Source organism: uncultured Mycobacterium sp. (genome assembly GCF_964249325.1).
GTDB lineage: Bacteria > Actinomycetota > Actinomycetes > Mycobacteriales > Mycobacteriaceae > Mycobacterium.
This window is the reverse complement of the sequence record NZ_CAXUCH010000051.1, coordinates 1-23,738: the sequence shown is the minus strand read 5'-3', so window position 1 is coordinate 23,738 and position 23,738 is coordinate 1. Positions and strand designations below refer to the sequence as shown.

At 64.4% G+C, this 23,738-nt stretch carries 24 protein-coding genes, 2 tRNA genes and 1 pseudogene; 11 read left to right on the top strand and 16 right to left on the bottom strand.

Annotated elements, in window-relative coordinates; translation table 11 throughout:
- Positions 1-1,097: 1,097 nt before the first annotated feature.
- The 4 genes from mobA to clpX all read right to left on the bottom strand — a co-directional run bounded on the left by mobA (position 1,098) and on the right by clpX (position 6,495).
- Positions 1,098-1,742 carry a molybdenum cofactor guanylyltransferase gene (gene mobA / locus ACFE99_RS09295; protein ID WP_375484523.1) on the bottom strand — a complete coding sequence of 215 codons (645 nt, stop codon included), beginning with the start codon at positions 1,740-1,742 and terminating at the stop codon, positions 1,098-1,100.
- A 1-nt stretch (position 1,743) separates the two neighbouring features.
- Positions 1,744-2,835 (bottom strand): 2-oxoacid:ferredoxin oxidoreductase subunit beta, encoded by a 1,092-nt coding sequence (locus ACFE99_RS09290; protein WP_375484521.1) that lies wholly within the window; start codon positions 2,833-2,835, stop codon positions 1,744-1,746.
- The gene (locus ACFE99_RS09285) at positions 2,832-4,790 is read right to left on the bottom strand and encodes a 2-oxoacid:acceptor oxidoreductase subunit alpha (RefSeq protein ID WP_375484519.1); all 1,959 of its coding nucleotides are present in this window, start codon (positions 4,788-4,790) and stop codon (positions 2,832-2,834) included. The genes ACFE99_RS09290 and ACFE99_RS09285 overlap by 4 nt, the downstream gene beginning before the upstream one ends.
- 421 nt (positions 4,791-5,211) lie before the next feature.
- Positions 5,212-6,495 (bottom strand): ATP-dependent Clp protease ATP-binding subunit ClpX, encoded by a 1,284-nt coding sequence (clpX, locus tag ACFE99_RS09280; RefSeq protein ID WP_083084323.1) that lies wholly within the window; start codon positions 6,493-6,495, stop codon positions 5,212-5,214.
- A 265-nt stretch (positions 6,496-6,760) separates the two neighbouring features.
- Between clpX and mmuM the strand changes: the two genes are divergently transcribed.
- Complete coding sequence (gene mmuM, locus ACFE99_RS09275; protein WP_375484531.1) at positions 6,761-7,711, top strand: homocysteine S-methyltransferase; 951 nt, start codon at positions 6,761-6,763, stop codon at positions 7,709-7,711.
- A 65-nt stretch (positions 7,712-7,776) separates the two neighbouring features.
- On the opposite strand, the gene clpP2 is transcribed toward mmuM, so the two are convergent.
- From clpP2 to ACFE99_RS09255, 4 genes are all read right to left on the bottom strand, one after another.
- Positions 7,777-8,412 carry an ATP-dependent CLP protease proteolytic subunit ClpP2 gene (gene clpP2 / locus ACFE99_RS09270; protein ID WP_375484516.1) on the bottom strand — a complete coding sequence of 212 codons (636 nt, stop codon included), beginning with the start codon at positions 8,410-8,412 and terminating at the stop codon, positions 7,777-7,779.
- Complete coding sequence (locus ACFE99_RS09265) at positions 8,409-8,993, bottom strand: ATP-dependent Clp protease proteolytic subunit (protein WP_375484529.1); 585 nt, start codon at positions 8,991-8,993, stop codon at positions 8,409-8,411. The genes clpP2 and ACFE99_RS09265 overlap by 4 nt, the downstream gene beginning before the upstream one ends.
- Positions 8,994-9,148: 155 nt before the next feature.
- Positions 9,149-10,570 (bottom strand): trigger factor, encoded by a 1,422-nt coding sequence (gene tig / locus ACFE99_RS09260; RefSeq protein ID WP_375484514.1) that lies wholly within the window; start codon positions 10,568-10,570, stop codon positions 9,149-9,151.
- A gap of 55 nt (positions 10,571-10,625) precedes the next feature.
- Positions 10,626-10,702 (bottom strand) — tRNA-Pro (locus tag ACFE99_RS09255).
- A 125-nt stretch (positions 10,703-10,827) separates the two neighbouring features.
- On the opposite strand from ACFE99_RS09255, the gene ACFE99_RS09250 reads away from it, so the two are divergent.
- Together ACFE99_RS09250 and ACFE99_RS09245 are read left to right on the top strand one after the other, a co-directional pair.
- Positions 10,828-10,898: transfer RNA gene (locus ACFE99_RS09250), tRNA-Gly, on the top strand.
- A gap of 54 nt (positions 10,899-10,952) precedes the next feature.
- Entirely contained in the window at positions 10,953-12,137 is a 1,185-nt protein-coding gene (locus ACFE99_RS09245) for a serine hydrolase domain-containing protein (RefSeq protein WP_375484512.1), read from the top strand.
- Positions 12,138-12,294: 157 nt separating this feature from the next.
- Here the strand turns inward: ACFE99_RS09245 and ACFE99_RS09240 are convergent, their stop codons facing one another.
- The 4 genes from ACFE99_RS09240 to ACFE99_RS09225 all read right to left on the bottom strand — a co-directional run bounded on the left by ACFE99_RS09240 (position 12,295) and on the right by ACFE99_RS09225 (position 14,690).
- On the bottom strand, positions 12,295-12,627 hold the full coding sequence (locus ACFE99_RS09240; protein WP_375484510.1) for a hypothetical protein: 333 nt from the start codon (positions 12,625-12,627) through the stop codon (positions 12,295-12,297).
- 112 nt (positions 12,628-12,739) lie between these two features.
- On the bottom strand, positions 12,740-13,546 hold the full coding sequence (locus ACFE99_RS09235) for an Fpg/Nei family DNA glycosylase (protein WP_375484508.1): 807 nt from the start codon (positions 13,544-13,546) through the stop codon (positions 12,740-12,742).
- 2 nt (positions 13,547-13,548) lie between these two features.
- The gene (locus ACFE99_RS09230) at positions 13,549-14,040 is read right to left on the bottom strand and encodes a ribose-5-phosphate isomerase (RefSeq protein WP_375484506.1); all 492 of its coding nucleotides are present in this window, start codon (positions 14,038-14,040) and stop codon (positions 13,549-13,551) included.
- A 38-nt stretch (positions 14,041-14,078) separates the two neighbouring features.
- Entirely contained in the window at positions 14,079-14,690 is a 612-nt protein-coding gene (locus tag ACFE99_RS09225; protein ID WP_375484504.1) for an Rv2466c family mycothiol-dependent reductase, read from the bottom strand.
- A gap of 322 nt (positions 14,691-15,012) precedes the next feature.
- On the opposite strand from ACFE99_RS09225, the gene pepN reads away from it, so the two are divergent.
- Positions 15,013-17,586, top strand: coding sequence for an aminopeptidase N (pepN, locus tag ACFE99_RS09220; protein ID WP_375484501.1), 2,574 nt, complete (start codon positions 15,013-15,015; stop codon positions 17,584-17,586).
- 19 nt (positions 17,587-17,605) lie between these two features.
- Here pepN and ACFE99_RS09215 read toward each other — a convergent pair whose 3' ends face one another.
- From ACFE99_RS09215 to ACFE99_RS09205, 3 genes are all read right to left on the bottom strand, one after another.
- Entirely contained in the window at positions 17,606-18,073 is a 468-nt protein-coding gene (locus ACFE99_RS09215) for a DUF5130 domain-containing protein (protein ID WP_375484499.1), read from the bottom strand.
- Positions 18,060-18,287, bottom strand: a complete 228-nt coding sequence (locus tag ACFE99_RS09210; RefSeq protein ID WP_375484527.1) for a hypothetical protein — start codon at positions 18,285-18,287, stop codon at positions 18,060-18,062. Before ACFE99_RS09210 ends, ACFE99_RS09215 begins: the two co-directional genes overlap by 14 nt.
- Positions 18,288-18,410: 123 nt before the next feature.
- On the bottom strand, positions 18,411-19,049 hold the full coding sequence (locus ACFE99_RS09205; RefSeq protein WP_375484497.1) for an HNH endonuclease: 639 nt from the start codon (positions 19,047-19,049) through the stop codon (positions 18,411-18,413).
- Between the two features lie 167 nt (positions 19,050-19,216).
- Between ACFE99_RS09205 and ACFE99_RS09200 the strand changes: the two genes are divergently transcribed.
- The 3 genes and pseudogenes from ACFE99_RS09200 to ACFE99_RS09190 form a co-directional block, all read left to right on the top strand.
- Positions 19,217-19,603 carry a globin gene (locus ACFE99_RS09200; protein WP_375484525.1) on the top strand — a complete coding sequence of 129 codons (387 nt, stop codon included), beginning with the start codon at positions 19,217-19,219 and terminating at the stop codon, positions 19,601-19,603.
- Entirely contained in the window at positions 19,603-21,177 is a 1,575-nt protein-coding gene (locus ACFE99_RS09195; RefSeq protein ID WP_375484495.1) for a glycoside hydrolase family 13 protein, read from the top strand. Before ACFE99_RS09200 ends, ACFE99_RS09195 begins: the two co-directional genes overlap by 1 nt.
- Positions 21,178-21,271: 94 nt before the next feature.
- Positions 21,272-21,468 (top strand): annotated as a pseudogene (locus ACFE99_RS09190) (dihydrofolate reductase); the annotation flags it as partial.
- A gap of 61 nt (positions 21,469-21,529) precedes the next feature.
- Here ACFE99_RS09190 and ACFE99_RS09185 read toward each other — a convergent pair.
- A complete protein-coding gene (locus ACFE99_RS09185) occupies positions 21,530-21,652 on the bottom strand; it encodes a hypothetical protein (protein WP_375484493.1) in 123 nt (40 codons plus the stop codon).
- 162 nt (positions 21,653-21,814) lie between these two features.
- Between ACFE99_RS09185 and ACFE99_RS09180 the strand changes: the two genes are divergently transcribed.
- From ACFE99_RS09180 to ACFE99_RS09165, 4 genes are all read left to right on the top strand, one after another.
- Positions 21,815-22,405, top strand: coding sequence for a TetR/AcrR family transcriptional regulator (locus ACFE99_RS09180; RefSeq protein WP_375484491.1), 591 nt, complete (start codon positions 21,815-21,817; stop codon positions 22,403-22,405).
- Between the two features lie 58 nt (positions 22,406-22,463).
- On the top strand, positions 22,464-22,916 hold the full coding sequence (locus tag ACFE99_RS09175; RefSeq protein WP_375484489.1) for a TIGR03618 family F420-dependent PPOX class oxidoreductase: 453 nt from the start codon (positions 22,464-22,466) through the stop codon (positions 22,914-22,916).
- A gap of 302 nt (positions 22,917-23,218) precedes the next feature.
- Positions 23,219-23,428, top strand: a complete 210-nt coding sequence (locus ACFE99_RS09170; protein ID WP_375484487.1) for a DUF2563 family protein — start codon at positions 23,219-23,221, stop codon at positions 23,426-23,428.
- Complete coding sequence (locus ACFE99_RS09165) at positions 23,362-23,532, top strand: DUF2563 family protein (RefSeq protein WP_375484485.1); 171 nt, start codon at positions 23,362-23,364, stop codon at positions 23,530-23,532. The genes ACFE99_RS09170 and ACFE99_RS09165 overlap by 67 nt, the downstream gene beginning before the upstream one ends.
- Positions 23,533-23,738: the final 206 nt, after the last annotated feature.

Genomic DNA, 23,738 nt, shown 5'->3' with positions numbered 1-23,738 from the left:
TCCTTTCGCGCTGCGCGCGCCGAAGCAAGCCCACGATGTGGGCGGCCGCCTGTGTCCAGGCGGAACTACTGCTTCGGGGAGTGCCGTCTCGTTCGGGCACGACAGCGGGGGCATGGTTCGCCCGGCGGGCTCCTGCCCGTCGGCTGGGAGGCAACTGTCGCCGTTCCCGGCCCCGCTCACACGCGGTCGGTGGATTCGATTTTTATTTGCCCGTTTTAGGGCCGAGTGGGACCGTACGAAACTTCGCCGCATTCGTCATCTCGCCTGAGGCCATATCTCGGTTCAGTCACGGCGTAATCACGGCGACGCGGGCTCGTGGTATTCGCAGGTCAATCGGGACTTTCGCAATCGCGGCGGCGCGGCGAATTCCCAAACATATCGTGAGCCAAATCACGGGGATTTTGTGAGCTGGGACACGGACTTTGGCGGCTGGTGCCCGCCCATGTGAGCTGTCCGCACGGAGATCGCTGTGCCCGCAGCTGAACTCGCAGTGATGCCGTTAGCTGAAGCAGCGCCCAGGTTGGTTTGGGAGCCGTTCACCGGACTGCACAATCTTGTGCTCTAATGCCCAGTGCACCAGTATATTTCATCATAAGCAGGGCACGGGCAGCGAAAGCGTCATGAGTGCCGGCGTGCCGGATTCGGCCACGGTCGTCGACGACAACGCGTCCCAAATAGGTTTATTGCCAGCGTGTTTCGCTGCTGGATTCCAGAGCGGACGACAACACCGATGCTGTCATCACGGCTCAAGTCCAAGCGGCCGCGGGTCAGGCGCGGCCGAGTCGACCCCCAACCTGGCACGCAATTCGCCAGGGACCGTAGCGTTATCCTCTTTCTACATGTCGTTACCAAGCGTGAATTTAGCGCCATCTGATCGCTACGCGTCCGGGATCGCTGCTCTACCAAGGCAATACAGCCGACGCGCCTGGGGGAACGCGAACCATCAATTTCCGCACAAATTGTGACCATTCAGATGCATTATTCAGACATAATTAGACAATTACAGCTCTACATCAGTAATAGGAAACGTCACCGCATGCGAAATTATCCGGGATATTCGGCAGCGCAGTTTGCCAGAGCGAATTGCGCCGGAGCGGTCAGCGACTGGCCTGCAGCAGTGCGTTCAGATCGTCGGCCGAATTGACGTTGGCCAGCGGGCGCGAGTCGGATACCACAACCCGTTGAGAGTCGACGTTGTCGACCAACGCTCGCATCGCCCGCTCCCCAGCGGCTACCAACGGATCGATTCGCTCGGCCAAGTCGGTGCGGTAGACCGCGGCCAGGTAGTGATCGCGACCATCCCACGGCAAGACCACATCGGCATCCACCTGCGCGGCTCGGTTGACCAACTCGTCGATCAAATCGGTCGTCAGAAGTGGCATATCGACAGCGGACACGAACGCGTGGGTGGCGCCGGCTTCGGCCGCGGCTCGAAGCCCACGCCCGGTCGCTATCAACGGCCCAAATCCCCGCACTTCGTCCCGCACCAGTTTGGCCGGCAACGCCGGCAACGGTTGACCCGGCGCGGCCACCACGAAAACCGGCTTGCACCGCTGGCCGACAATGCCGACGACGTGTTCGACCATCGTGACGGCGCCAAGGCGCTCGTTCGTTGCTGCGTTCGATTCGGAAACCGGGCCCGGCAGCGGCAACGTGGCCTTGTCGCGGCCCATTCGGCGCGATGCACCGCCAGCTAATACCACCCCCGCCAATGCGATTGGCCGGGTCGATGACTGCGCCACGTCAGGCGACGGTCCAGGTATCGCGTCCGCGCAGCAGCGATTGCAGCCCTGCACGGTCGCCGGGAGCCGATTTCTTCGCGGCGCTGACCTGAGCGCGGGCGGCGTCGTCGTAGGTCGGCCGGGTGATTTGCCGGAAAATCCCCATCACGGCGTGTTCGAGGTTTTGGTCGGACAACCTGGACAGGGCAAACGCGTACGCGGGGTCCTCGCTGTGCGCATCGTGCACGACGATGCTCTCGGCTGCGACGTCGGCGGTCTTGGCCACGTCGAGTCCGAAGCCGGAGCGCACCACGCAGTACTCACCGTTGGCGCCGAACGTGATCGGCTCGCCGTGACGGACATGGATCACCCGCTCTTCGGCGCCCTCCTTGCGCAGCGCGTCGAACGAACCGTCGTTGAAGATCGGGCAGTCCTGCAGGATCTCGACCAGGGCGGATCCGCGGTGCTGGGCCGCGGCGCGCAGCACCTCCGACAGGCCGTTGCGGTCCGAGTCCAGCGCGCGGGCAACGAAACTCGCCTCGGCGCCCAGTGCCAGCGACACCGGATGGAACGGCTGGTCCAGCGATCCCATCGGGGTGGACTTGGTGACCTTGCCGACTTCGGAGGTCGGCGAGTACTGACCCTTGGTCAAACCGTAGATGCGGTTGTTGAACAGCAGGATCGTCAGGTTGACGTTGCGGCGCAGCGCGTGGATCAGGTGATTGCCGCCGATCGACAACGCGTCACCGTCGCCGGTGACCACCCACACCGACAGGTCGGGCCGAGCCAGCGCCAGACCGGTCGCGATGGCCGGCGCGCGGCCATGGATCGAATGCAGACCGTAGGTCTCCAGGTAGTACGGGAACCTGCTGGAGCATCCGATCCCGCTGACGAAGACGATGTTCTCGCGGCGCAGCCCGAGCTCGGGCAGGAAGTTGCGGATGGTGTTGAGGATGACGTAGTCACCGCAGCCGGGGCACCAGCGCACCTCCTGGTCGCTGGTGAAGTCTTTGGCCTTTTGCGGCTGATCGGTCGTGGGTACGCCGGAGTGCTTGGACAACGCGGGTGTGATGGACAACTCCGCGTTCGTCAGATCCCCGATCAAGTCGGTCATGCGTCAGCTCCTGCTCCAACCGTCGCCACTGCCAATCTGGCCACTGTGGTTTTGTCTTGCTCGATTTCGGCCAGTGTCCCGCCCAGCGCGGCGCTGATCAGACGGCTCACCTCGTCGGCCAGGAACGAGACACCCTGAACCTTGGTCACCGACTGGATGTCGACCAGGTACTTCGCCCGCAGCAACAACGCCAACTGACCGAGATTCATCTCGGGCGCAACCACTTTCCGGTAGCGGCGCAGCACGTCACCGAGGTTGGCCGGGAACGGGTTGAGATAACGAAGGTGCGCGTGCGCGACCTTGATGCCCCTGCGGCGTGCGCGCCGGCACGCCTCGCCGATTGGACCGTACGTGCTGCCCCAGCCAATCAGCAACAGCTCAGCGTCACCGGTCGGGTCGTCGACTTCCAAGTCGGGAACCCGGATCCCGTCGATCTTGGCCTGGCGCAACCGGACCATCAAGTCGTGGTTTGCCGGGTCGTAGGAGATGTTGCCGGAACCGTTTGCGCACTCCAGTCCGCCGATGCGGTGCTCAAGGCCTGGAGTGCCCGGAATCGCGAACTGCCGGGCCAGGGTCTCGGGGTCGCGGGCATAGGGCTGGAACGGTTCGCCGGCCTTGGCGTAGGTGTGTTCGATGGGCTCCAGCGTGCTGACGTCGGGGATGAGCCATGGCTCCGAGCCGTTCGCAATTGCGCCGTCGGACAACAGGATTACTGGGGTGTGATAGGACACCGCGATGCGCACCGCCTCCAGGGCGGTCTCGAAGCAGTCCGACGGTGACCGCGGTGCAAGCACGGCGACCGGCGATTCGCCGTTGCGGCCATACATCGCCTGCATCAGGTCGGCCTGCTCGGTCTTGGTCGGCATACCGGTCGACGGGCCGGCGCGCTGCACGTCAACGACCAGCAGCGGCAGCTCGGTCATCACACCAAGGCCGATTGCTTCGGCTTTGAGCGACAGACCCGGCCCCGACGTGCTGGTGACACCGAGTGCGCCGCCGTAGGCCGCGCCCAAAGCCGCGCAGATGCCGCCGATCTCATCCTCGGCTTGGAAGGTGATCACATTGAAGTTCTTGTGCTTGGACAGCTCGTGCAAGATGTCCGACGCCGGCGTGATCGGGTAGCTGCCGAGTACCACCGGGATGCCCGCCAGCTCTCCCGCGGCGACAATGCCGTACGCCAACGCGGTATTGCCCGAGATCTGCCGGTACTCGCCGGCGGGCAACTTGGCCGGCGAGATGTCGTAGGTGGTACCGAACGCCTCGGTGGTTTCGCCGTAGTTCCAGCCCGCCTTGAGCGCCAGCACGTTGGCCTCTGCGATGTCGGGCTTGCGGGCGAACTTCTCCCTGATGAATCGCTCGCTGGTTTCGATCGGCCGGCCGTACATCCACGAAAGCAGGCCAAGCGCGAACATGTTCTTGGCCCGCTGACCGTCCTTCTTTGACGCGCCGATCGCCTCCACGGCGCCGAGCGTCAAGGTGGTCATCGCGACCTCGTGCACGACGTAGTCGGACAGTTCGCCGTTTTCCAGCGGATTGGTCTCGTAACCGACTTTGGCCAAGTTGCGCTTGGTGAACTCGTCGGAGTTCACGATCACCATTCCGCCGCGCGGCAAGTCGCCGATGTTGGCCTTCAGCGCTGCGGGGTTCATGGCCACGAGCACGTCCGGGCGGTCACCAGCGGTCAGGATGTCATAGTCGGCGATTTGGATCTGGAAGGACGAGACCCCGGGCAGTGTGCCCGCGGGTGCGCGGATCTCGGCGGGATAGTTCGGTTGGGTGGCCAGGTCGTTGCCGAAAAGCGCTGCCTCGGAAGTGAATCGATCGCCGGTGAGTTGCATCCCGTCACCGGAGTCCCCAGCGAAGCGAATGACGACTCTTTCCAGCTGCTGCCGACGTGGCGCTGCTGTGTCAGCGATATGAGATTCTGAACCGGCTCCGTCGCCGTTCGGACCCACGTCCCCGCCTTCCGTTGCTGTTCTCCGCACAGCCACTCTGCGTTACGACTTCCAGTATCCGCCGTCGGAGTGGACCGGCCCAATTTTTATGTCACCGGCAGTACCGATTATGGCACTGCTCTTAAGCATTTAATGACGCCGACGCGTCGTAACGTGCCACCGCTATGCAATCAAACACCAAGGTCACAGCGATGGGCACCACGCCGGCAAGGCAAAACTGTGGTATTCGTCACTTTTGCTGGCGCCCCAACTCTAAGAACGAGACTTACGCGCCGGTAACTACTAGCTAGCGGATGAGCCCGCCACATGCCCCTAACCACACCGAGCCTGCGCCGACCGCGTCGAACCTGCGTTGGCAGCGTCGTTGCCGGTCGGATTGACGCTACAGACGCAGAGTCGACACCATCGGTGTCGCCTGAAGCTAGGCGCTCTTGTCGCGGCGCTCCGTGCGCGACGGCTTGCGCGGCACGATCGTCGGCAGCACGTTGTCTTGCACGGTTTCCTTGGTGACCACAACTTTGGCGACGTCGTCGCGGCTCGGGATGTCGTACATCACCGGCAGCAGCACTTCTTCCATGATCGCGCGCAAGCCGCGAGCGCCGGTGCCGCGATGGATCGCCTGTTCGGCGATCGCCTCCAGCGCATCCTGGGTGAACTCCAGCTCCACGCCGTCCATCTCGAACAGCCGCGTGTACTGCTTGACGAGCGCGTTCTTGGGCTGCGACAAGATCTTGACCAGAGAATCCATGTCCAGGTTGGTCACCGAAGCGATAACAGGTAGCCGACCGATGAATTCCGGAATCAGGCCGTACTTGATCAGGTCTTCGGGCATGACTTCGGCGAAGTGGTCGGTGGTGTCGATCTCGGCTTTGGAACGCACTTCGGCTCCGAAGCCCAGTCCGCGTTTGCCGACCCGGTCGGCGACGATCTTCTCCAACCCGGCGAAGGCGCCCGCCACGATGAACAACACGTTGGTGGTGTCGATCTGGATGAACTCCTGATGCGGGTGCTTGCGACCGCCCTGCGGCGGCACCGACGCCTGGGTGCCCTCAAGAATCTTCAGCAGCGCTTGCTGCACACCCTCACCGGACACGTCTCGGGTGATCGAGGGGTTCTCGCTCTTGCGCGCGATCTTGTCGACCTCGTCGATGTAAATGATGCCGGTCTCGGCCCGCTTGACGTCGTAGTCGGCGGCCTGGATGAGTTTGAGCAGAATGTTTTCCACGTCTTCACCGACATAGCCCGCCTCGGTGAGGGCGGTGGCATCGGCGATAGCGAACGGCACGTTGAGCATCTTGGCCAGGGTCTGGGCCAGGTAGGTCTTGCCGCAGCCGGTGGGCCCCAGCATCAAGATGTTGGACTTGGTCAGCTCGACCGGCTCACCGGAGCGTGAATCACGACCTTTCTCGCCGGCCTGGATGCGCTTGTAGTGGTTGTAGACGGCGACGGCCAGCGTCCGCTTGGCGTTGTCCTGGCCGATGACGTAGCTCTCGAGGAATTCACGAATTTCAGCGGGCTTAGGCAGTTCGTCGAGTTTGACGTCGTCGGCGTCGGCGAGTTCTTCTTCGATGATCTCGTTACAGAGATCGATGCACTCATCGCAGATGTAGACCCCGGGCCCCGCAATGAGCTTCTTGACTTGTTTTTGGCTCTTTCCGCAGAACGAGCACTTCAGCAAGTCACCGCCGTCTCCGATGCGCGCCATGGTGCGTCAGTGCCTACTTCCTGTTCGCCGTCCGTCGTAGTGTGCCGCGTGTATTTCCCGACGCTACCCGCTTGCTCGGGTACGACGCGACCGATAGCGGCGAATAGCGTCGGTGGTATTCGTGCTTGTTCTGCTGCGAACATATCCCGTTATCCGGCGCCTGGCAGCCCGGAACGCGCTGACGTGTCCCTGGCGTGTCGCGGCTGTTACTCGACCGAGAGGCGGCGCGTTCAACGACCCTAGAGTTGAGTCCGTGGGATTCGCCGTGCCCGACGATACCGTCTTGATCGGTGATGGCGGGCTGGCCACCGAACTCGAGGCGCGCGGCCATGATCTGTCCGGGGGCCTGTCTGACGCATTGTGGTCGGCGAGGCTGCTCGTCGACGCTCCAGACGAGATCACCGCGGTGCATGCCGCCTACTTCCGGGCCGGCGCGAGCATCGCTACCACGGCGAGCTACCAGGCATCGTTCGAGGGCTTCGCCGCTCGCGGGCTCGGACACGACGACGCTGTGCGGCTGCTGCGGCGCAGCGTCGAGCTTGCCAAGATCGCGCGCGAGGAGGCGGGTGCTGGCGATCGCGTGGATGACCGCAAGCGCAGCGAAGCAGGGCGCAGTAGGTCGCCCACCATGTGTCGATGGGTCGCCGCCTCGGTCGGACCGTACGGCGCGGCGCTCGCCGACGGGTCGGAGTACCGCGGCCGCTACGGCCTCAGTGTCGCCGCGTTGCAGAAGTGGCACTGGCCACGGCTGGAAGTGCTGGCTGAAGCGGGCGCCGACATGCTTGCACTGGAAACCGTGCCCGACGCAGACGAGGCCGAGGCGCTCGTGAATCTCGTGCGGCGGCTCGCCGTGCCGGCCTGGCTCAGCTACACCATCGAGGGAACCCGCACCCGTGCCGGGCAACCACTTGCCGAGGCGTTCGCGGTAGTTGCCGGGGTGCCCGACATCGTCGCGGTCGGCGTAAACTGCTGCGCGCCCGACGATGTGCTGCCCGCGATCGCAGAAGCCCGGCAGACCGGTAAGCCGGTGATCGTGTATCCCAACAGCGGAGAACGCTGGGATACCGCACGGCGCGCGTGGGTCGGGCGTTCGCGGTTCTCGGCCGCGCTCGCGACGCAGTGGGTGTCGGCGGGAGCACGCATCGTCGGCGGGTGCTGTCGGGTGCGGCCGGCCGATATCGCTTCTCTAGCACGAGCAGTCGCAAAAGCACCTTAAACAGCGTGTTTCAGGGGCGTTTGCTTCTGGTGGCCGGGCAAGGCCCTGCGAACGCGGCTGGAAGCCTAAGCGGTCTGCGCAGAGAGCTTCCGGTACTCCAGCACGGTGTCGATGATCCCGTAGTCCTTGGCCTCTTCGGCGGTCAGGATCTTGTCACGGTCGGTGTCTTTGCGGATCACGTCGGCGGGCTTGCCGGTATGGCGAGCCAGCGTGACTTCCATCAGCGTGCGCATCCGCTCGATCTCGGCGGCCTGAATCTCCAGATCGGAGAACTGACCCTGGATCACGCCGGCCAACGACGGCTGGTGGATCAAGACCCGAGCGTTGGGCAGTGCCATGCGCTTGCCCGGTGTTCCGGCGGCGAGTAACACCGCCGCGGCCGAGGCCGCCTGTCCCAAGCACACCGTCTGGATGTCGGCCCGGACGTATTGCATGGTGTCGTAGATCGCCATCAGTGAGGTGAACCCGCCGCCGGGGGAATTGATGTACATCGTGATGTCGCGGTCGGGATCCAACGACTCGAGCACCAGCAGCTGCGCCATGATGTCGTTGGCCGACGCGTCGTCGACTTGCACGCCGAGGAAGATGATCCGTTCTTCGAACAGCTTGTTGTAAGGGTTGGATTCTTTGACGCCCCAACTGGAGTGCTCAATGAACGACGGCAGGATGTAACGGGCCTGCGGTTGGATTTCGGGATTCATGATGGTGCTCCGTTGACTGGGGCGTTGGTGATGATGTGGTCGACAAAGCCGTAGTCCAGGGCTTCCTGGGCAGTGAACCAGCGGTCGCGGTCGGAGTCTGCCACGATGCGTTCGACGGGCTGGCCGGTGAACTCCGCGTTGAGCCGGAACATCTCTTTCTTGATCAGCGCGAACTGCTCGGCCTGGATGGCGATGTCGGCGGCGCTGCCGGTCACGCCGCCCAGCGGCTGATGCATCAGGATCCGAGCATGCGGCAACGCGTAGCGCTTGCCCTTGGTGCCCGCGGCGAGCAGGAACTGGCCCATCGAAGCGGCCATGCCCATCGCGTAGGTCGAGATGTCGCAGGGCGCCAAGACCATGGTGTCGTAGATGGCCATGCCAGCGCTGATCGAGCCGCCGGGCGAGTTGATGTACAGCGAGATGTCCTTGCTCGAGTCTTCGGCCGCGAGCAGCAGGATCTGCGCGCAGAGCCGGTTGGCAACGTCGTCATTGACTTCCGAGCCGAGGAAGATGATGCGCTCGGCGAGCAAACGCTCATAGATCGAGTCGGTGAGGTTGAGGCCCAGCGCATTCGAACGCATGTCTGTCACGACGGGATACCTGCTTTCTCGAGTTGCGTCTGCACCGACACTAACCAACCGGCGCCGCGATGCACTCCCGGAAGTGCGCGCGTTCGCTCACAGCGTGGCGCGGTGGCGTCGGACGCTTCGTCACACCGGGGTGCAGACACAGCGGACTAAGCCTGATCGGCTGCGGCCGCTTCAGCCTCAGCAGCCTCGTCGCTGTCTTCAGCCTCATCCGTCTCGTCAGCCTCGTCGGCCGCCGGAGGCTGCGAGGCGCGCTTACCGAAGAACTCACTGGTGTCGATGACATTGCCGTCGGCATCGGTGACCGTTGCCGCCTCGACCACCGCGGCCAAGGTCAGCCCCCGCCGCACGTCGGCGAACATGGCCGGCAGTTGGTTGTTCTGCTGCAGAAACGACAGCAGCTGCTGCGGCTCGACACCGTACTGCCGTGACATAAGCACCAGTCGTTCGGTGAGATCGTCCTGACTCACCTGGATGTCGAGATCATCTGCCAGGGCGTCGAGCAGTAACTGAGTCTTGACCGTCTTCTCAGCCGTGGTGCGGGCATCGGCGTCGAACTCCTCGCGCGAAGAGCCCTGCTTGGCCAGCGCTTCAGCGAATCGGGCCTCGTCGTGATCGAGGCCGTGAAGTGCATTGTGCAGCGTCTCGTCGACGTGGGCCTGCACGATCGCCTCCGGCAGCGGGATGTCCACCTGCTCCAGCAGGCTGTCCAGCGTGGCGTTGCGAATCTTTTCGGCCTGCTGGATTTGCTTGACCCGGCGGACTTGCTCGACGACGTTAGCCCGCAACTCCTCGATGGTGTCGAATTCGCTTGCCAGTTGGGCGAATTCGTCATCGAGCTCAGGCAGCTCGCGTTCCTTGACCGAGCCCACCGTAACGGTGACCTGAGCCTCCTTTCCAGCGTGCGGGCCGTTTGCCAGCGTGGTCGTGAACACCCGCGACTCGCCGGCGGGCAAGCCGACGATCGCCTCGTCGAGACCATCGACCAGCTGGCCGGAACCGACTTCGTGGGTCAGACCTTCGGTCGCCGCGTCCGGGACTTCCTCACCGTCGACGGTCGCGGACAGATCTATGGAAACAATGTCGCCGTCAGCGGCGGGCCGGTCGACCGTGGTCAGGGTCCCGAAGCGGGCGCGCAGCGACTGCAGCTCGGAATCGACATCCTCGTCGGTGACCTCCACCGGGTCCACGGTGATCTTCAGCGCGGTCAGGTCTGGAAGCGCGATGTGGGGGCGAACGTCGACCTCGGCAGTGAAAATTAGGTCCTTGCCGTATTCCTTCTTGGTCACCTCGATCTCGGGCTGGCCCAGCGGGCGGACATCTGACTCCGTCACGGCCTGTCCGTAGCGGCTGGGCAGCACCTCGTTGACGACTTGATCGAGCATCGCTTCGCGGCCGATGCGCGCTTCGAGCAGCTTGGCGGGCGCCTTCCCCGGACGGAAACCCGGCAGTCGGACCTGTTTAGCCAACTCCTTGTAGGCCTTATCGAAATCTGGTTCGAGCTCGGTGAAAGGCACCTCCACATTGATCCGAACCCGGGTGGGGCTCAACTGCTCAACGGTGCTTTTCACGGCTGTGCTCCTCGGTGTCGATTCGTGGCGGGCGGCTCATGGGCGCGAGCTGGGCTGGTCGGGGTGGCGGGATTTGAACCCACGGCCTTCCGCTCCCAAAGCGGATGCGCTACCAAGCTGCGCTACACCCCGCGCTGACCTCGCGATCCTACGGCCCGCCTCCGCCGTCCCGGCAGCTGCCTTACAGCGAAGTCACGGGACGGCCTCATTTGGATTTGATGTCTGCCCCGACGTAGAGTCGCGCTCGAGAATTTTCTGCGGGCGTAGCTCAATGGTAGAGCCCTAGTCTTCCAAACTAGCGACGCGGGTTCGATTCCCGTCGCCCGCTCGGATCTGGGCTCCCCGATGGCCGATAAAGCTGAGGAGGACGTCGATCAAGCAGATGGGCGACGTCGACATTCACGGGACGTGCGCGTCGCGCTTCGAGCGGGTACGTGACGCGTTCGAGCAGAATTTTGCGATACGCAACGAGGTCGGTGCCGCCGTCGCGGTCTGGGTGGACGGCGACCTTATTGTCAATCTCTGGGGCGGTTCAGCCGATGCCGCCGGTACCCGGCCATGGCGCGAAGACACGTTGGCCACTGTGCTGTCGGGCACAAAAGGGCTGACGAGCACGTGTGTGCATCAGCTCGCCGAGCGCGGTGAGATTGACCTGCATGCACCGGTCGCCCGCTATTGGCCGGAATTCGGCCGGGCGGGCAAGGAAGACATCACGGTGGCGATGGTGATGAACCACCGATCCGGCGTGATCGGGCCGCGCAAGCCGGTGCCGTGGCAGCAGGTTGCCGACTGGGTTTTGGTGTGCGACCGGCTGGCCGCCGCCGAGCCGTGGTGGAAGCCCAATACCGCGCAGGGCTACCACATGTTTACCTTCGGCTTCATCCTCGGTGAGGTGTTCCGTCGAGTCACCGGCGCCACGATCGGTCAGTACCTGCGCCGCGAGATCGCGGAGCCGCTGGGTATCGACGTCCACATCGGCCTGCCGGTCAGCGAACATGACCGGTGCGCGGATCCGGTGAACAAGCCGCATATCCGCGAGATGCTGGCCTCCGCCCAGGCGCCGGCGTGCCCTGTCTCGCTGGACGAGCACCCTAAGGCGGGGTTGGCCGTCGGAATGGGGTTTGCGCCCGACGACGAACTGGGCTCCAACGACCTGAAGCTGTGGCGCGAGCTGGAGTTCCCTGCCAACAATGCACAGGTGTCGGCACTGGGAATGGCGACCTTCTACAACGCGCTGGCCCAAGAGAAGCTGCTGACCCGCCGCCACATGGAACTCGTGCGGGTGTGCCAGGGCGGCTTCGAGACTGACCTGGTGCTGGGCCCGCGGGTCGCCGACCACGGGTGGGGCCTCGGCTACATGCTCAACCAGCGCTGCCTTAACGGACCCAACCCGGGGATTTTCGGGCACGGCGGCCTGGGCGGGTCATTCGCGTTCGTTGACCTGGAGCACCGCATCGGCTACGCGTATGTCATGAATCGCTATGACGCCACCAAGGCCAACGCCGACCCGCGCAGTGTCGCCTTGAGTGACGAGGTCTACGCGGCCCTGGGCGTCAGAAACGGCTGAGCGAATTCCGGGGCGCTAGTGTCCCCCGCCGCCGCCGTCGTGTCCGCCGCCGGATTAGCACCATCGTGCCCACCGGGTTTCGCCCTCCAATTTGGTCCGGGCCGGACGGCGTGCCCGTTGAGACAGCCGTCCGGCCCGGGTAGGTGACAGATCGGTGCTAGCGCCCGGGGCCTGGCCCGTGGTCGTCAGGTCCGCCGGGGCCCGGGTGCCAGTCGCCAGGTCCGCGGTCATCAGGTCCCCGGTCGCCGGGACCACCCCAGTAATCACGGCCGTGATCAGGTCCGTCGATGTCGCGGTGGTGATCGTCGTGGCAGTTGCCCCAATCCCAGTTGGGACCCCAGCCCGGATCCCAGAACTGGCCCGGGCACCAGTGGTAATCAGGCAAGGGCCGGGGCTGGGCTTGGGCACCGGTTGCTGCACCCAAACCGACCAGCCCTAATCCGGCGGTCATGACGACTGTCGTTGCGGCAAAACGCGCGTATTTCTTCACGTTTCATCCATACCATAGCAATCTGGGAGCAAAGTAACTGTGGCACAGTGATTTCGACATAGTTTCCTGGCAACTTGCTGACAATGTGCTAGGGGTTAGCCGGATGCAATCTTCACCGCTGGCATGTTGGGCACCAGAAGATATTGCGGCCCTCCAGCTCTGCTGTGTGGATTGCGTTGGCACACACCCGGCATGGGTCGCCGGCACGGCGGTACACGTAGGTGCGGGGACGGTCCGGCAGGTATGACGGTGCGCCGTGGTCGTGCTCGGGGCGTACGACGATGATCTTGCCGCGGCGCAGGCCAATCTTCATCAGCTCCACCAGGTCTCGCCACGCGTTGTCGAATTGCGCGTCGGTGACCGTCCGGCCGGGCCGGTAGGGGTTGATACCGTGTCGAAACAGCAGTTCATTGCGGTAGACGTTGCCGACGCCAGCGATCACGGTTTGGTCCATCAGCAGTGCGCCAATGGGCCTGCGGGACTTGGCGATCCGCGCCCAGGCCCACGCCGGATCGGCGTCGCGGCGCAGCGGGTCGGGACCAAGCCGGGACACTACGTCGGCGACCTGGGCATCGTCGAGCAGTTCGCACACCGTCGGACCGCGTAGGTCGGTGCCGTATTCGGCACCCACCATACGCATTCGCACCTGACCCACCGGCGCCGGCATCGCGAGTCCCGGCGGACGGGCCCATTCCGTGAAATGACCGTACAGGCCGAGGTGCACGTGCACGGTTGGGCCGTCAACATAGTGGTGGAAAAGATGCTTGCCCCAAGCGCTGGTGCGCTGCAGTACCCGGCCGTCGACAACGGACGCGGGCCCGGCGAACCGGCCCTGCGGGCTCGACACCGCCACCGGCGCGCCGGCGAATCGGCGCTGATGCAGCCGGGCCAGCCGGTGCAAGGTGTGCCCTTCGGGCACGGTCAGCCCGCCGTTGGGGTTTCAACGCCGGGCACCGGCGGCGGTTGGTGGGTGCGTTCGTATTCGTCGAGAATGTCGATACGACGTTGGTGGCGTTCGGCTTTCGACCATTGCGCGGTAAGGAATGCATCCACAATGGCAATTGCCTCGGAAGCGGTGTGCATGCGGCCGCCGATGCCAATCAACTGTGCATTGTTGTGCTCGCGTGCCAATGTCGCGGTCTCGACGCTCCACGCCAGGGCGCAACGTGCGCCCGGCACCTTGTTGGCGGCGATCTGCTCGCCGTTACCCGATCCGCCCAGCACAATGCCCAAGCTGCCGGGGTCGGCCACCGTGCGGGTCGCGGCGGCGATACAAAACGGCGGGTAGTCGTCGTCGGCCTGATAGCTGAACGCACCGCAGTCGATCGGCTCGTGCCCCGAATTTTTCAGGTGCTCGATGACCTGCTGCTTGAGGTCATAGCCAGCGTGATCAGAACCCAGGTAGACGCGCATGCCCGACATTGTGCCGGAAGCTTCGGCCTACGCAGCCCTCAGTCGAATTGCGGCGGCTCGGTACGGGTTCGCTTCAGCTCCCAGAAGTGGGGGTACGACGCAAACGTCACTGACGCGTCCCACAGCTTGCCGGCGTCCTCGCCGCGCGGAATCTTCGACAGCACCGGCCCGAAGAACGCGACCCCGTTGACGTGGATGGTCGGCGTGCCGACGTCCTCGCCGACGGCGTCCATCCCCGCGTGGTGGCTCTTGCGCAATGCCTCGTCGTAAGCGTCGCTGTTAGCCGCTTCGGCCAGCTCGGCGGGCAAACCAACCTCCGCCAGCGATTGCTTGATGACGTCGTCGAGGTCCTTGTTGTCCTCGTTGTGGACCCGGGTGCCCATCGCGGTGTACAGCGGTGCGAGCACTTCGGCGCCGTGAGCCTGCTCGGCGGCGATCGCCACCCGCACCGGGCCCCATGCTTTCTTCATGCCCTCTTTGTACTTCTCGGGCAGGTCGTCGCGGCCCTCGTTGAGGATCGCCAGGCTCATCACATGAAAGTTCGCCTCGATGTTGCGGACCTTCTCCACTTCGAGGATCCAGCGCGAGGTGATCCAGGCCCACGGGCACAACGGATCGAACCAGAAATCGGCGACTGACTTCTCGGGCATATTTGATCCTCTCATCGACGGTCGGGACGGCCGTCCAGCACAACCGTAGCCGCCGCAGAACTGTTCCCGGCCGCTAGAACTTGATTGCCCGGCTCCTCCTCATCGCGCTACGCGTCCCCTCGCCGCTACGCGGCTGGGGTCCCCCCTGCATCGTCGCCGGGCTAGAACTTGTTTGCCCGGCTCCTCCTCATCGCGCTACGCGTCCCCTCGCCGCTACGCGGCTGGGGTCCCCCCTGCATCGTCGCCGGGCTAGAGCTTAATTGCCCGGCTCCTCCTCATCGCGCTACGCGCTCTGCATCGTCGCCGGGCTAGGTTTAGACCCGTGGCACTTCCCAACTTGACCCGTGACCAAGCCATCGAACGCGCCGCGCTGGTCACCGTCGACAAATACCGCATTGACCTCGACCTGACCGACGGCGACGGCGGACCCGGCGAGCGCACCTTCCGGTCGAAAACGACGGTGGAGTTCGATGCACTGGCCGGCGCCGACACCTTCATCGACATCGCGGCGGACACCGTTCACAGCGCCACCCTCAACGGACGCGAGCTCGACATCTCGGGCTACGACGAATCGACCTGCATTGCGCTCACCCGCCTGGACGAGCACAACGTGCTCGTCGTCGACGCCGACTGCCGGTACTCGAACACCGGCGAGGGCCTGCACCGCTTCGTCGACCCGGTAGACGGCGAGGTCTATCTGTACTCGCAGTTCGAAACCGCGGACGCCAAGCGCATGTTCGCTTGCTTCGACCAGCCCGACCTCAAGGCCGCCTTCGACGTAGCAGTGCGAGCACCCGAACATTGGCAGGTCATCTCCAACGCTGCACCCACCACCGTCGAAAACGGTCGGCACACCTTTGCCACCACCCAGCGGATGAGCACCTACCTGGTGGCGCTGATCGCCGGGCCCTACGCGAAGTGGACCGACACCTACTCCGACGAGCACGGCGAGATCCGGTTAGGTCTCTTCTGCCGGGCCACACTGGCCAAATACATGGACGCCGGGCGGCTGTTCACCCAGACCAAGCAAGGATTCGGCTTCTACCACAAGCACTTTGGCGTGCCTTACGCGTTCGGCAAGTATGACCAGCTGTTCGTGCCGGAGTTCAACGCGGGTGCGATGGAGAACGCCGGTGCGGTGACTTTCATCGAGGACTATGTGTTCCGCAGCAAGGTCACCCGCGCCTCCTATGAACGACGCGCCGAGACGGTGCTGCATGAGATGGCGCACATGTGGTTCGGCGATCTGGTCACCATGCGGTGGTGGGACGACTTGTGGCTCAACGAGTCGTTCGCCACCTTCGCCTCGGTGCTGTGCCAAAGCGAGGCCACCGAATTCACCGAAGCGTGGACCTCATTCGCCAACGCGGAGAAGTCGTGGGCTTACCGGCAGGACCAGCTGCCGTCGACGCATCCGGTGGCCGCCGACATTCCCGACCTTGCTGCTGTCGAGGTCAACTTTGACGGCATCACCTACGCCAAAGGCGCCAGTGTGCTCAAACAACTGGTGGCCTACGTCGGCCTGGAGCAGTTTCTGGCCGGGCTGCGTGACTACTTCACAACCCACGCGTTCGGCAACGCGACGTTCGACGACCTGCTCAAGGCGCTGGAGAAGGCGTCTGGCCGGGACCTGTCCGACTGGGGCCGGCAGTGGCTGAAAACCACCGGCCTGAACACCCTGCGGGCTGATTTCGACGTCGACGCCGACGCACGGTTCTCCCGGTTCGCGATTCAGCAGGGCGGCGCCGCGCCGGGCGACGGTGAGACGCGGGTGCATCGCCTGGCGGTCGGCATTTACGACGACGACGGAAGCGGCAAGCTGGTCCGGGTGCACCGCGAAGAACTCGACGTCGAAGGCCCGACTACCGAAGTCCAAGCGCTGCACGGAGTTTCGCGTGGAAAGTTGGTGCTTGTCAACGACGACGACCTGACGTACTGCTCGCTTCGTCTCGACGCGGAATCGCTGCACACCGCGCTGGATCGGATCGCCGATATCGCTGAGCCGCTTCCGCGCACGCTGGTCTGGTCGGCGGCGTGGGAGATGACCCGCGATGCCGAGCTGAAGGCCCGCGATTTTGCGGCGCTGGTGTTGCGCGGTGTTCAGGCCGAAACCGAGATCGGGGTGGCCCAGCGGTTGCTGATGCAGGCGCAGACCGCGCTGGGCTCCTACGCCGAGCCGGGCTGGGCGCGCGAGCATGGCTGGCCGGCGTTCGCCGACCGGCTGGTGGAGCTGGCCCGCAGTGCAGAGCCGGGATCGGATCACCAGCTGGCCTTCGTCAACGCGCTGTGCTCGTCGGTACTCTCCAGCCGCCATGTCGCGATGCTGGCCGACCTGCTCGACCGCGACCCGGCCGACTTGGGGTTGGCCGGCCTTGAGGTCGATACCGACCTGCGGTGGCGCATCGTGACGGCGCTGGCCACCGCCGGCCACGTCGACGCCGCCGGCCCGGAAACGCCGTTCATCGACGCTGAAGTGCAGCGTGACCCGACCGCAGCCGGCAAGCGTCACGGCGCCCAAGCCTCGGCGGCACGCCCACAACTGCGGGTCAAGGAAGAAGCCTGGACCACGGTCATCGAGGACGACACGCTGCCCAACGTCACGGGACGGTCGATCATTGCCGGGATCACAGCACCTGGTCAGGCCGAGCTGCTCAAGCCGTTCACCGGGCGCTATTTCGCGGCGATACCTGGCGTGTGGGCGCGGCGATCCAGTGAAGTCGCGCAAACAGTGGTGGTGGGCCTTTATCCGTCGTGGGACATCAGCGACGAGGGCCTAGCGGCCGCCGACGAGTTTTTGGCCGATCCCGAGGTGCCGCCGGCGTTGCGCCGACTGGTGCTGGAGGGCCGCGCCGGGGTCGACAGGGCGCTGAAAGCCCGTCGGTTCGACGCTGCGTGACGCTTGCCTCCGCCGTGGGCTACGGCGGGTCGATGCCGGCGCTGAGCGCCCGGACCGCGCTCACCAGCCCGTCGATCAGCTTGCCCTCTTTGAATGCCGACGCGGCGGCCGCCACTGAACGTGGCGCGGCCGACTCGGCGCCGCGGCCACGCACCTGTGAGCCGTACACCACCTCGATCGCGTGCTGATCCGGCGAGACCGCAATCAGTACCGCGTTGTTCGGGGTGGGCACCTTGGCGAGGATCTCGCGGGCCCGCGCTGCGGTGTCGCTGCCGAGATCACCGATGTAGACCGCGAACCGCGCCTTGGATGTCCGCGATCCGTAGGTCAACGCGTCGTCAAGCCTGACAAGGTCTTTGAGCGGGAACGGGTAGTGCACCGAGACGTCGCCGGGCTCGGTGACCCCAGAGAGCCGTCCGCTGGCGGTGATCACCCATCCGTTCGGCAGCTGCGCGGGTTCGATGGTCGCGACTTCACCAGCTGCCACTGGCGCCACCCCCCACACTCACCTCTGAGCTGCCGTGTTCGTCGTGGTTCCCACCGAGGTCCTCATCGGTGGCGGCCCACAGGATCGGCGGACGCGTCCAGGGTTCCGACAGCTTGTACGTCGCCGGATGAGGTCCTTTGCGTGACCAGATCAGCGCCGCCAGCATGGCCACCAGCAATAGCGGGATTCCGACGAAGTAAAGGTGGATCTCCATCATGCTCACGACGGAAACCGTATCCCATCGTGAGATCTAAGCCCGATTGCGCGGCTCCTCCTTATCGCGCTAGGCGTCCCCTCGCCGCTACGCGGCTGGGGTCCCCCTCCATCGTCGGCCGGGCTAGGCAGCACCCTCGCCTAAGTACCGGGCCCAGGCCGGGTCGAGTTCCTTGACCGTCGAAAGCAGTCGCCAGTGCTGGCCCTTCGGCGGCATTGGCGCCAGGTGCAGGGTCCAGCCGAGCTCGGTGAGCAGCTTGTCACCTTTGCGGTGGTTGCAGGTTGAGCAGCAGGCCACGCAGTTTTCCCAGGAGTGGTCCCCACCCCGGCTGCGCGGCACCACATGGTCGACGGTGTCGGCCTTAGACCCGCAGTAGGCGCAGCAGAACCGGTCGCGGTGCATCAGCGCTGCCCTGGTCATCGGGATACGCGCGCGGTAGGGCACCCGGACAAACGAGCGCAGCCGGATCACCGACGGTACAGCGATCGACCTGGTCGCCGAGTGAATGACCGGCCCGGCTGGGTCGTCGTGCACGACGTCAGCCTTGCCGCAGATCAGCATGATGATCGCCCGGCGCAGCGGCAGCGCGGTCAACGGCTCATAGGTGGAGTTCAGCAGCAGCACCCGCCGGCGGGTCCAGATCGATGCACCGTCGTGTGGGATGGGTGGACGGCTGTCGACGCTGTGCAGGCATGAACCGGTAGCTGGCTCGGTTAGCCCCGCCGCGGAACTGCGGTGGCGGCGTTTCTTGCGCTGCGCCATAGGTCCTCCGCCGAACAGTCCACCATGATTCGCCCCCGATCGCACGCCAATTCGGTGTGTGTGCGCTGGTCAGTCGGTGAACATCCAGTGCGGGCGATGTGACTCGGTCCACACTGCCGAGCACCGTAAGCCGCCGGCGATAGACCACAATGGAAGGGATGGAACCGGTGCAACAGTCCTTTTACGACGCCGTCGGTGGCGCGGAAACCTTTCATGCGATCGTGTCGCGCTTCTATGACTTGGTCGCCGAGGACGAGATCCTGCGCCCGATTTACCCCGAAGAGGACCTTTCCGGCGCCGAGGAACGGCTGCGGATGTTTCTCGAGCAGTACTGGGGTGGTCCGCGAACCTACTCCGAACGGCGCGGCCATCCCAGGCTGCGGATGCGTCATATGCCGTTTCGGATCTCCCCCATCGAGCGCGACGCCTGGCTGCGCTGCATGCACACCGCGGTCGCCTCCGTCGACTCTCAGACGCTCGACGACCAGCACCGGAAAGAACTGCTCGACTACTTGGAAATGGCCGCGCACTCCCTGGTCAACTCGCCGTTCTGATGGACCGGCGGGAGGGCCGCCCGTGGTGGGCGCATGCGGTGTTCTACCAGGTGTATCCGCGCTCGTTCGCCGACAGCAACGGTGACGGCGTCGGCGACCTGGACGGGGTGGCGAGCCGACTCGACTACCTCAAACTTCTCGGCGTCGACGCGATCTGGCTGAATCCGGTCACCGTCTCCCCGATGGCCGACCACGGCTACGACGTCGCCGATCCCCGCGACGTCGACCCCTTGTTCGGCGGGCTGGCAGCGGCGGAACGGCTGATCACCGAGGCGCACCGGCGAAAAATCAAGATCACAATGGACTTGGTGCCCAATCACACCAGTTCGCAGCATCAGTGGTTTCAGGCCGCGCTGGCAGCTGGGCCGGGTAGTGCCGCGCGGGAGCGCTACATCTTTCGCGACGGCCGCGGCCCCGGCGGGTCGATGCCGCCGAACAACTGGGAGTCGGTGTTCGGCGGGCCTGCCTGGACGCGGGTCGTCGAACCCGACGGCAATCCGGGCCAGTGGTACCTGCATCTGTTCGACGCCGAGCAGCCAGACCTGAATTGGGACAACGCGGAGGTGTTTGACGATCTGGAGAAGACGCTGCGGTTCTGGCTGGAACGCGGCGTGGACGGCTTTCGCATCGACGTGGCGCACGGCATGGCGAAGCCGCCCGGGCTGCCCGACATGGAATCCGTCGACAACCGGTTGCTGCGCCACAAAGACCGCGATCCGCGGTTTAACCACCCGAATGTGCATGCGATTCATCGCCACATCCGCGCCGTCGTCAACGACTATCCCGATGCGGTGACCGTCGGCGAGATCTGGGTGCACGACAACGCCCGGTGGGCGGAATACCTGCGACCTGACGAACTGCACTTGGGTTTCAATTTCCGGCTGGCCCAAGCGGATTTCGACGTCGACGAGCTTCGAGATGCAATCGAGAACACACTGGCCGCTGCGGCAATCGAAGATGTTCCACCCACGTGGACGGTGGCCAACCACGACGTCGGGCGGGAGGTCACCCGCTACGGCGGCGGCAAGGTCGGGCTGGACCGGGCGCGAGCCATGGCGATGGTGATGCTCGCCTTGCCGGGCGCGGCCTTCATATATAACGGTCAGGAGCTGGGTCTGCCCGATGTGCAGTTGCCGGACGAGGTGCTGCAGGATCCGACCTGGGAGCGCTCGGGCCATACCGAGCGTGGCCGCGACGGCTGCCGGGTCCCGCTGCCCTGGAGTGGCGACACTCCCCCGTTCGGGTTTTCGACTAGTTCCGACACATGGCTGCCGATGCCGGCGGAATGGGCAGCACTGACCGTAGAAAAGCAGCTTCGCGATACCGAATCGATGCTGTCCTTTTTCCGGCGCATATTGGAATTACGCTGTGCGCGTTCCGAATTCGACGGTAGCCTTATCGACTGGCTGCCCTCGCCGCGCGATGCGTTGATCTTCCGGCGTCCTGCGGGGCTGGTTTGTGCGCTGAATGCCGGCGATCGTCCTCTGACGCTGCCCGACGGCGTGCTGCTCCTAGCTAGCGCGCCGCTAGTCGACGCTCAGTTGCCGTCGAACGCCGCGGCCTGGCTCGTTTAGTCCTGTCGGCAAAGCCAGCGCCACTGTGCGCTGGACCGGCCGATGAGTTCTCAGCCCGCCGCCAGTCCTACCTTGCGGTGGTTAAAAGCGGACAGGCCGCAACAAGTTCGGGCCCCAGCGTGGGCCGTGAACTGACGACGACTGGAAAGGTTGGTCGGGCGCCAACCCGCCATTTCATACCCCGGTCTTCGTGCTTACCCATCACCCCGACCATCCATAGAGATGGAGGGTGGTACCACATTCCACTTCATCGACGCCAGTCCTGCCGAGGCACTCGAGGCTGCGCAGGAGGATCACGTAGCGGTCGCCGTCATGTCGGTAGCCCAGCGGGGTTGACGCGGCGCTGCCCCGATCACGCTCCAGTTGTGGTGAGGAGCAGCAATGGTTTGTCGGCGAAGTAGGCGCAGACGCGGCCGTAGTTCGTGCGCAATTCCGCGACAATCTCGCGGTTCTGGGCGTTCTGATACCGTGCCATGGCAGGCCTTCCCGCCTAGACGTAAACGATGCGACCAGCAGCTTCGGGATGACCACAGCCGCGCCGCCGCATCCGCTGAGGTTCGCCAATTAGCCAGCGTAGGTTAGTTGTTTAACTAACCTACCCATGGTTCAGGATATGTTACCTATACTGCTGAGTGAGATGACTGACTCAGTGCCTGACGGGAACGCCTCAGCGACGCTGCCCGGCAAGCGAGAACGGCTGGTGGCCGCCGCGCGTGAGCTTGTGCACCGCCAAGGCGTGGAACGCACCACCCTGGCTGACATCGCCCAAGCGGCCGATGTGCCAGTGGGCAACGTGTACTACTACTTCAAGACCAAAGACGAAATCGTCGCCGCCGTCGTGCGAACTCGGACGCAAGAGATGGAATCAGCACTGGCCGAGTTGGAGCGTCGGCATCGCAGCCCCAAGGCCCGGCTGAAGGGACTGGTCCGTCTGCTGGCCGACCGGCGAGACTCGATAGCCCCGCATGGCTGCCCGCACGGGACGCTGTGCTCGGAGCTGGCGAAGCGATCCGGCGGACCCGATCCGCTTGCCGCGCCGCTAATGCAGATTCCGATCAATTGGGCCCAGCAGCAATTCCGCAGCATGAGTCGCCGCGACGCCCACGACCTCGCGGTCGAACTGGTTGCGCTCTATCAAGGCAGCGCAGTACTCGCTAGCGCCCTGCGACAACCGGATCTCATGACCCGCCAAGCGCGGCGCCTCGAAAAATGGATCGACGCCATTTGAAGCGTGCAATGACAGCGCCCACAACCATGCTGGCCGATATTGGAAAGGACACTTGATCGTGAACGCTCTTTCATCCTTCGCTGAGCTGGCGTCGAGAGATCACGGGCTGTGTGTGTTCAGCACCTTGCGTAGCGACGGCAGCATCCAGGCGTCGGTGGTCAACGCTGGCGTTTTGCCGCACCCAGTGACCGGCGCGCAGGTAGTCGGACTGGTAGCAATCGGCGGCTCACGCAAGCTACGGAACCTGCGCGCCGATCCCCGAGTCACCATCGTCGCCCGCGCTGGCTGGCAATGGGGTGCCGTCGACGGAACCGCCGAGATTATCGGCCCCGACGACCCACATCCCGACGTCGACGGCGAAGGCCTGAGGGTTTTGTTGCGCAACGTCTTTAAGGCCGCCGGCGGTACCCACGACGACTGGGATACCTACGACCGGGTGATGGCTGAAGAACGGCGAGCCGCAGTACTAATCGCCCCGAGCCGGATCTATTCCAATCCGGAAACCCGCTAACGCTGATCGACCATTGATGTCGGTGCAGCCGACCACTTCCGGCGTGTCCGGACCATAGTTACCGGGCAAGTCTTGGCCGGCAACTTCTGGTGACCCTGTGGTTGGCGATCGTCGATCATCTCATTGGGGACCAAGCCAGCACACGATTGCTCCTGCGGAAAGCAAAAGCACGCCGCTCATGAGACTGGCAAATGGCGGCGGTAGTGCTTTGCCATAGCCAGCGTCGTGGTAGCCGGCGCGAAGTGAATTGACCGGCAAACACGGCGTAGTCGCCTTAACCGACAGTTCGGGAAAGGGTTGTGATGTACGTCAACACCGGGTTGCTGCACGCGGGAACCGACGATTCCCACCGGGCCGGCCAGCACGCCGACGACGGCGCCAATCACCTCGCGGGGACGTCACCGGTGAGCGGGATGTTTGGGAACTTTGACGCCGCGCATACGTTTTGCGATGCGGTACCCAAGCGCACACCGATCACACTGCCAGACTGCGAGCCCATCACGAGACCCTGATTGACATCGGCGGAAAGGCCCGCATGGCCGCAGCGGATTTCAGCGAGACGGAAAAGCACAACGCTGAAACGTTGCGAGCGGTGCGATGCAGCACAGAAATATAGGCATCGGCGAGTTGGTCGCTGCGGCCAGCGGATCCTTGGGCGATTAAGCAGTGCCTCCAAAACGACCGTTGAGCAGAGATTGCCGATCTGGCGCAAGCGTTTTCATCTGAATTGACCCTGGTAGCCCCGCTGGCTAGCCTCATCAGCAGCTCACCTAGGCCCGTTTTCCGCATAGTTGGCGGTTAAGGTTTGTGGTTTTGGATGTT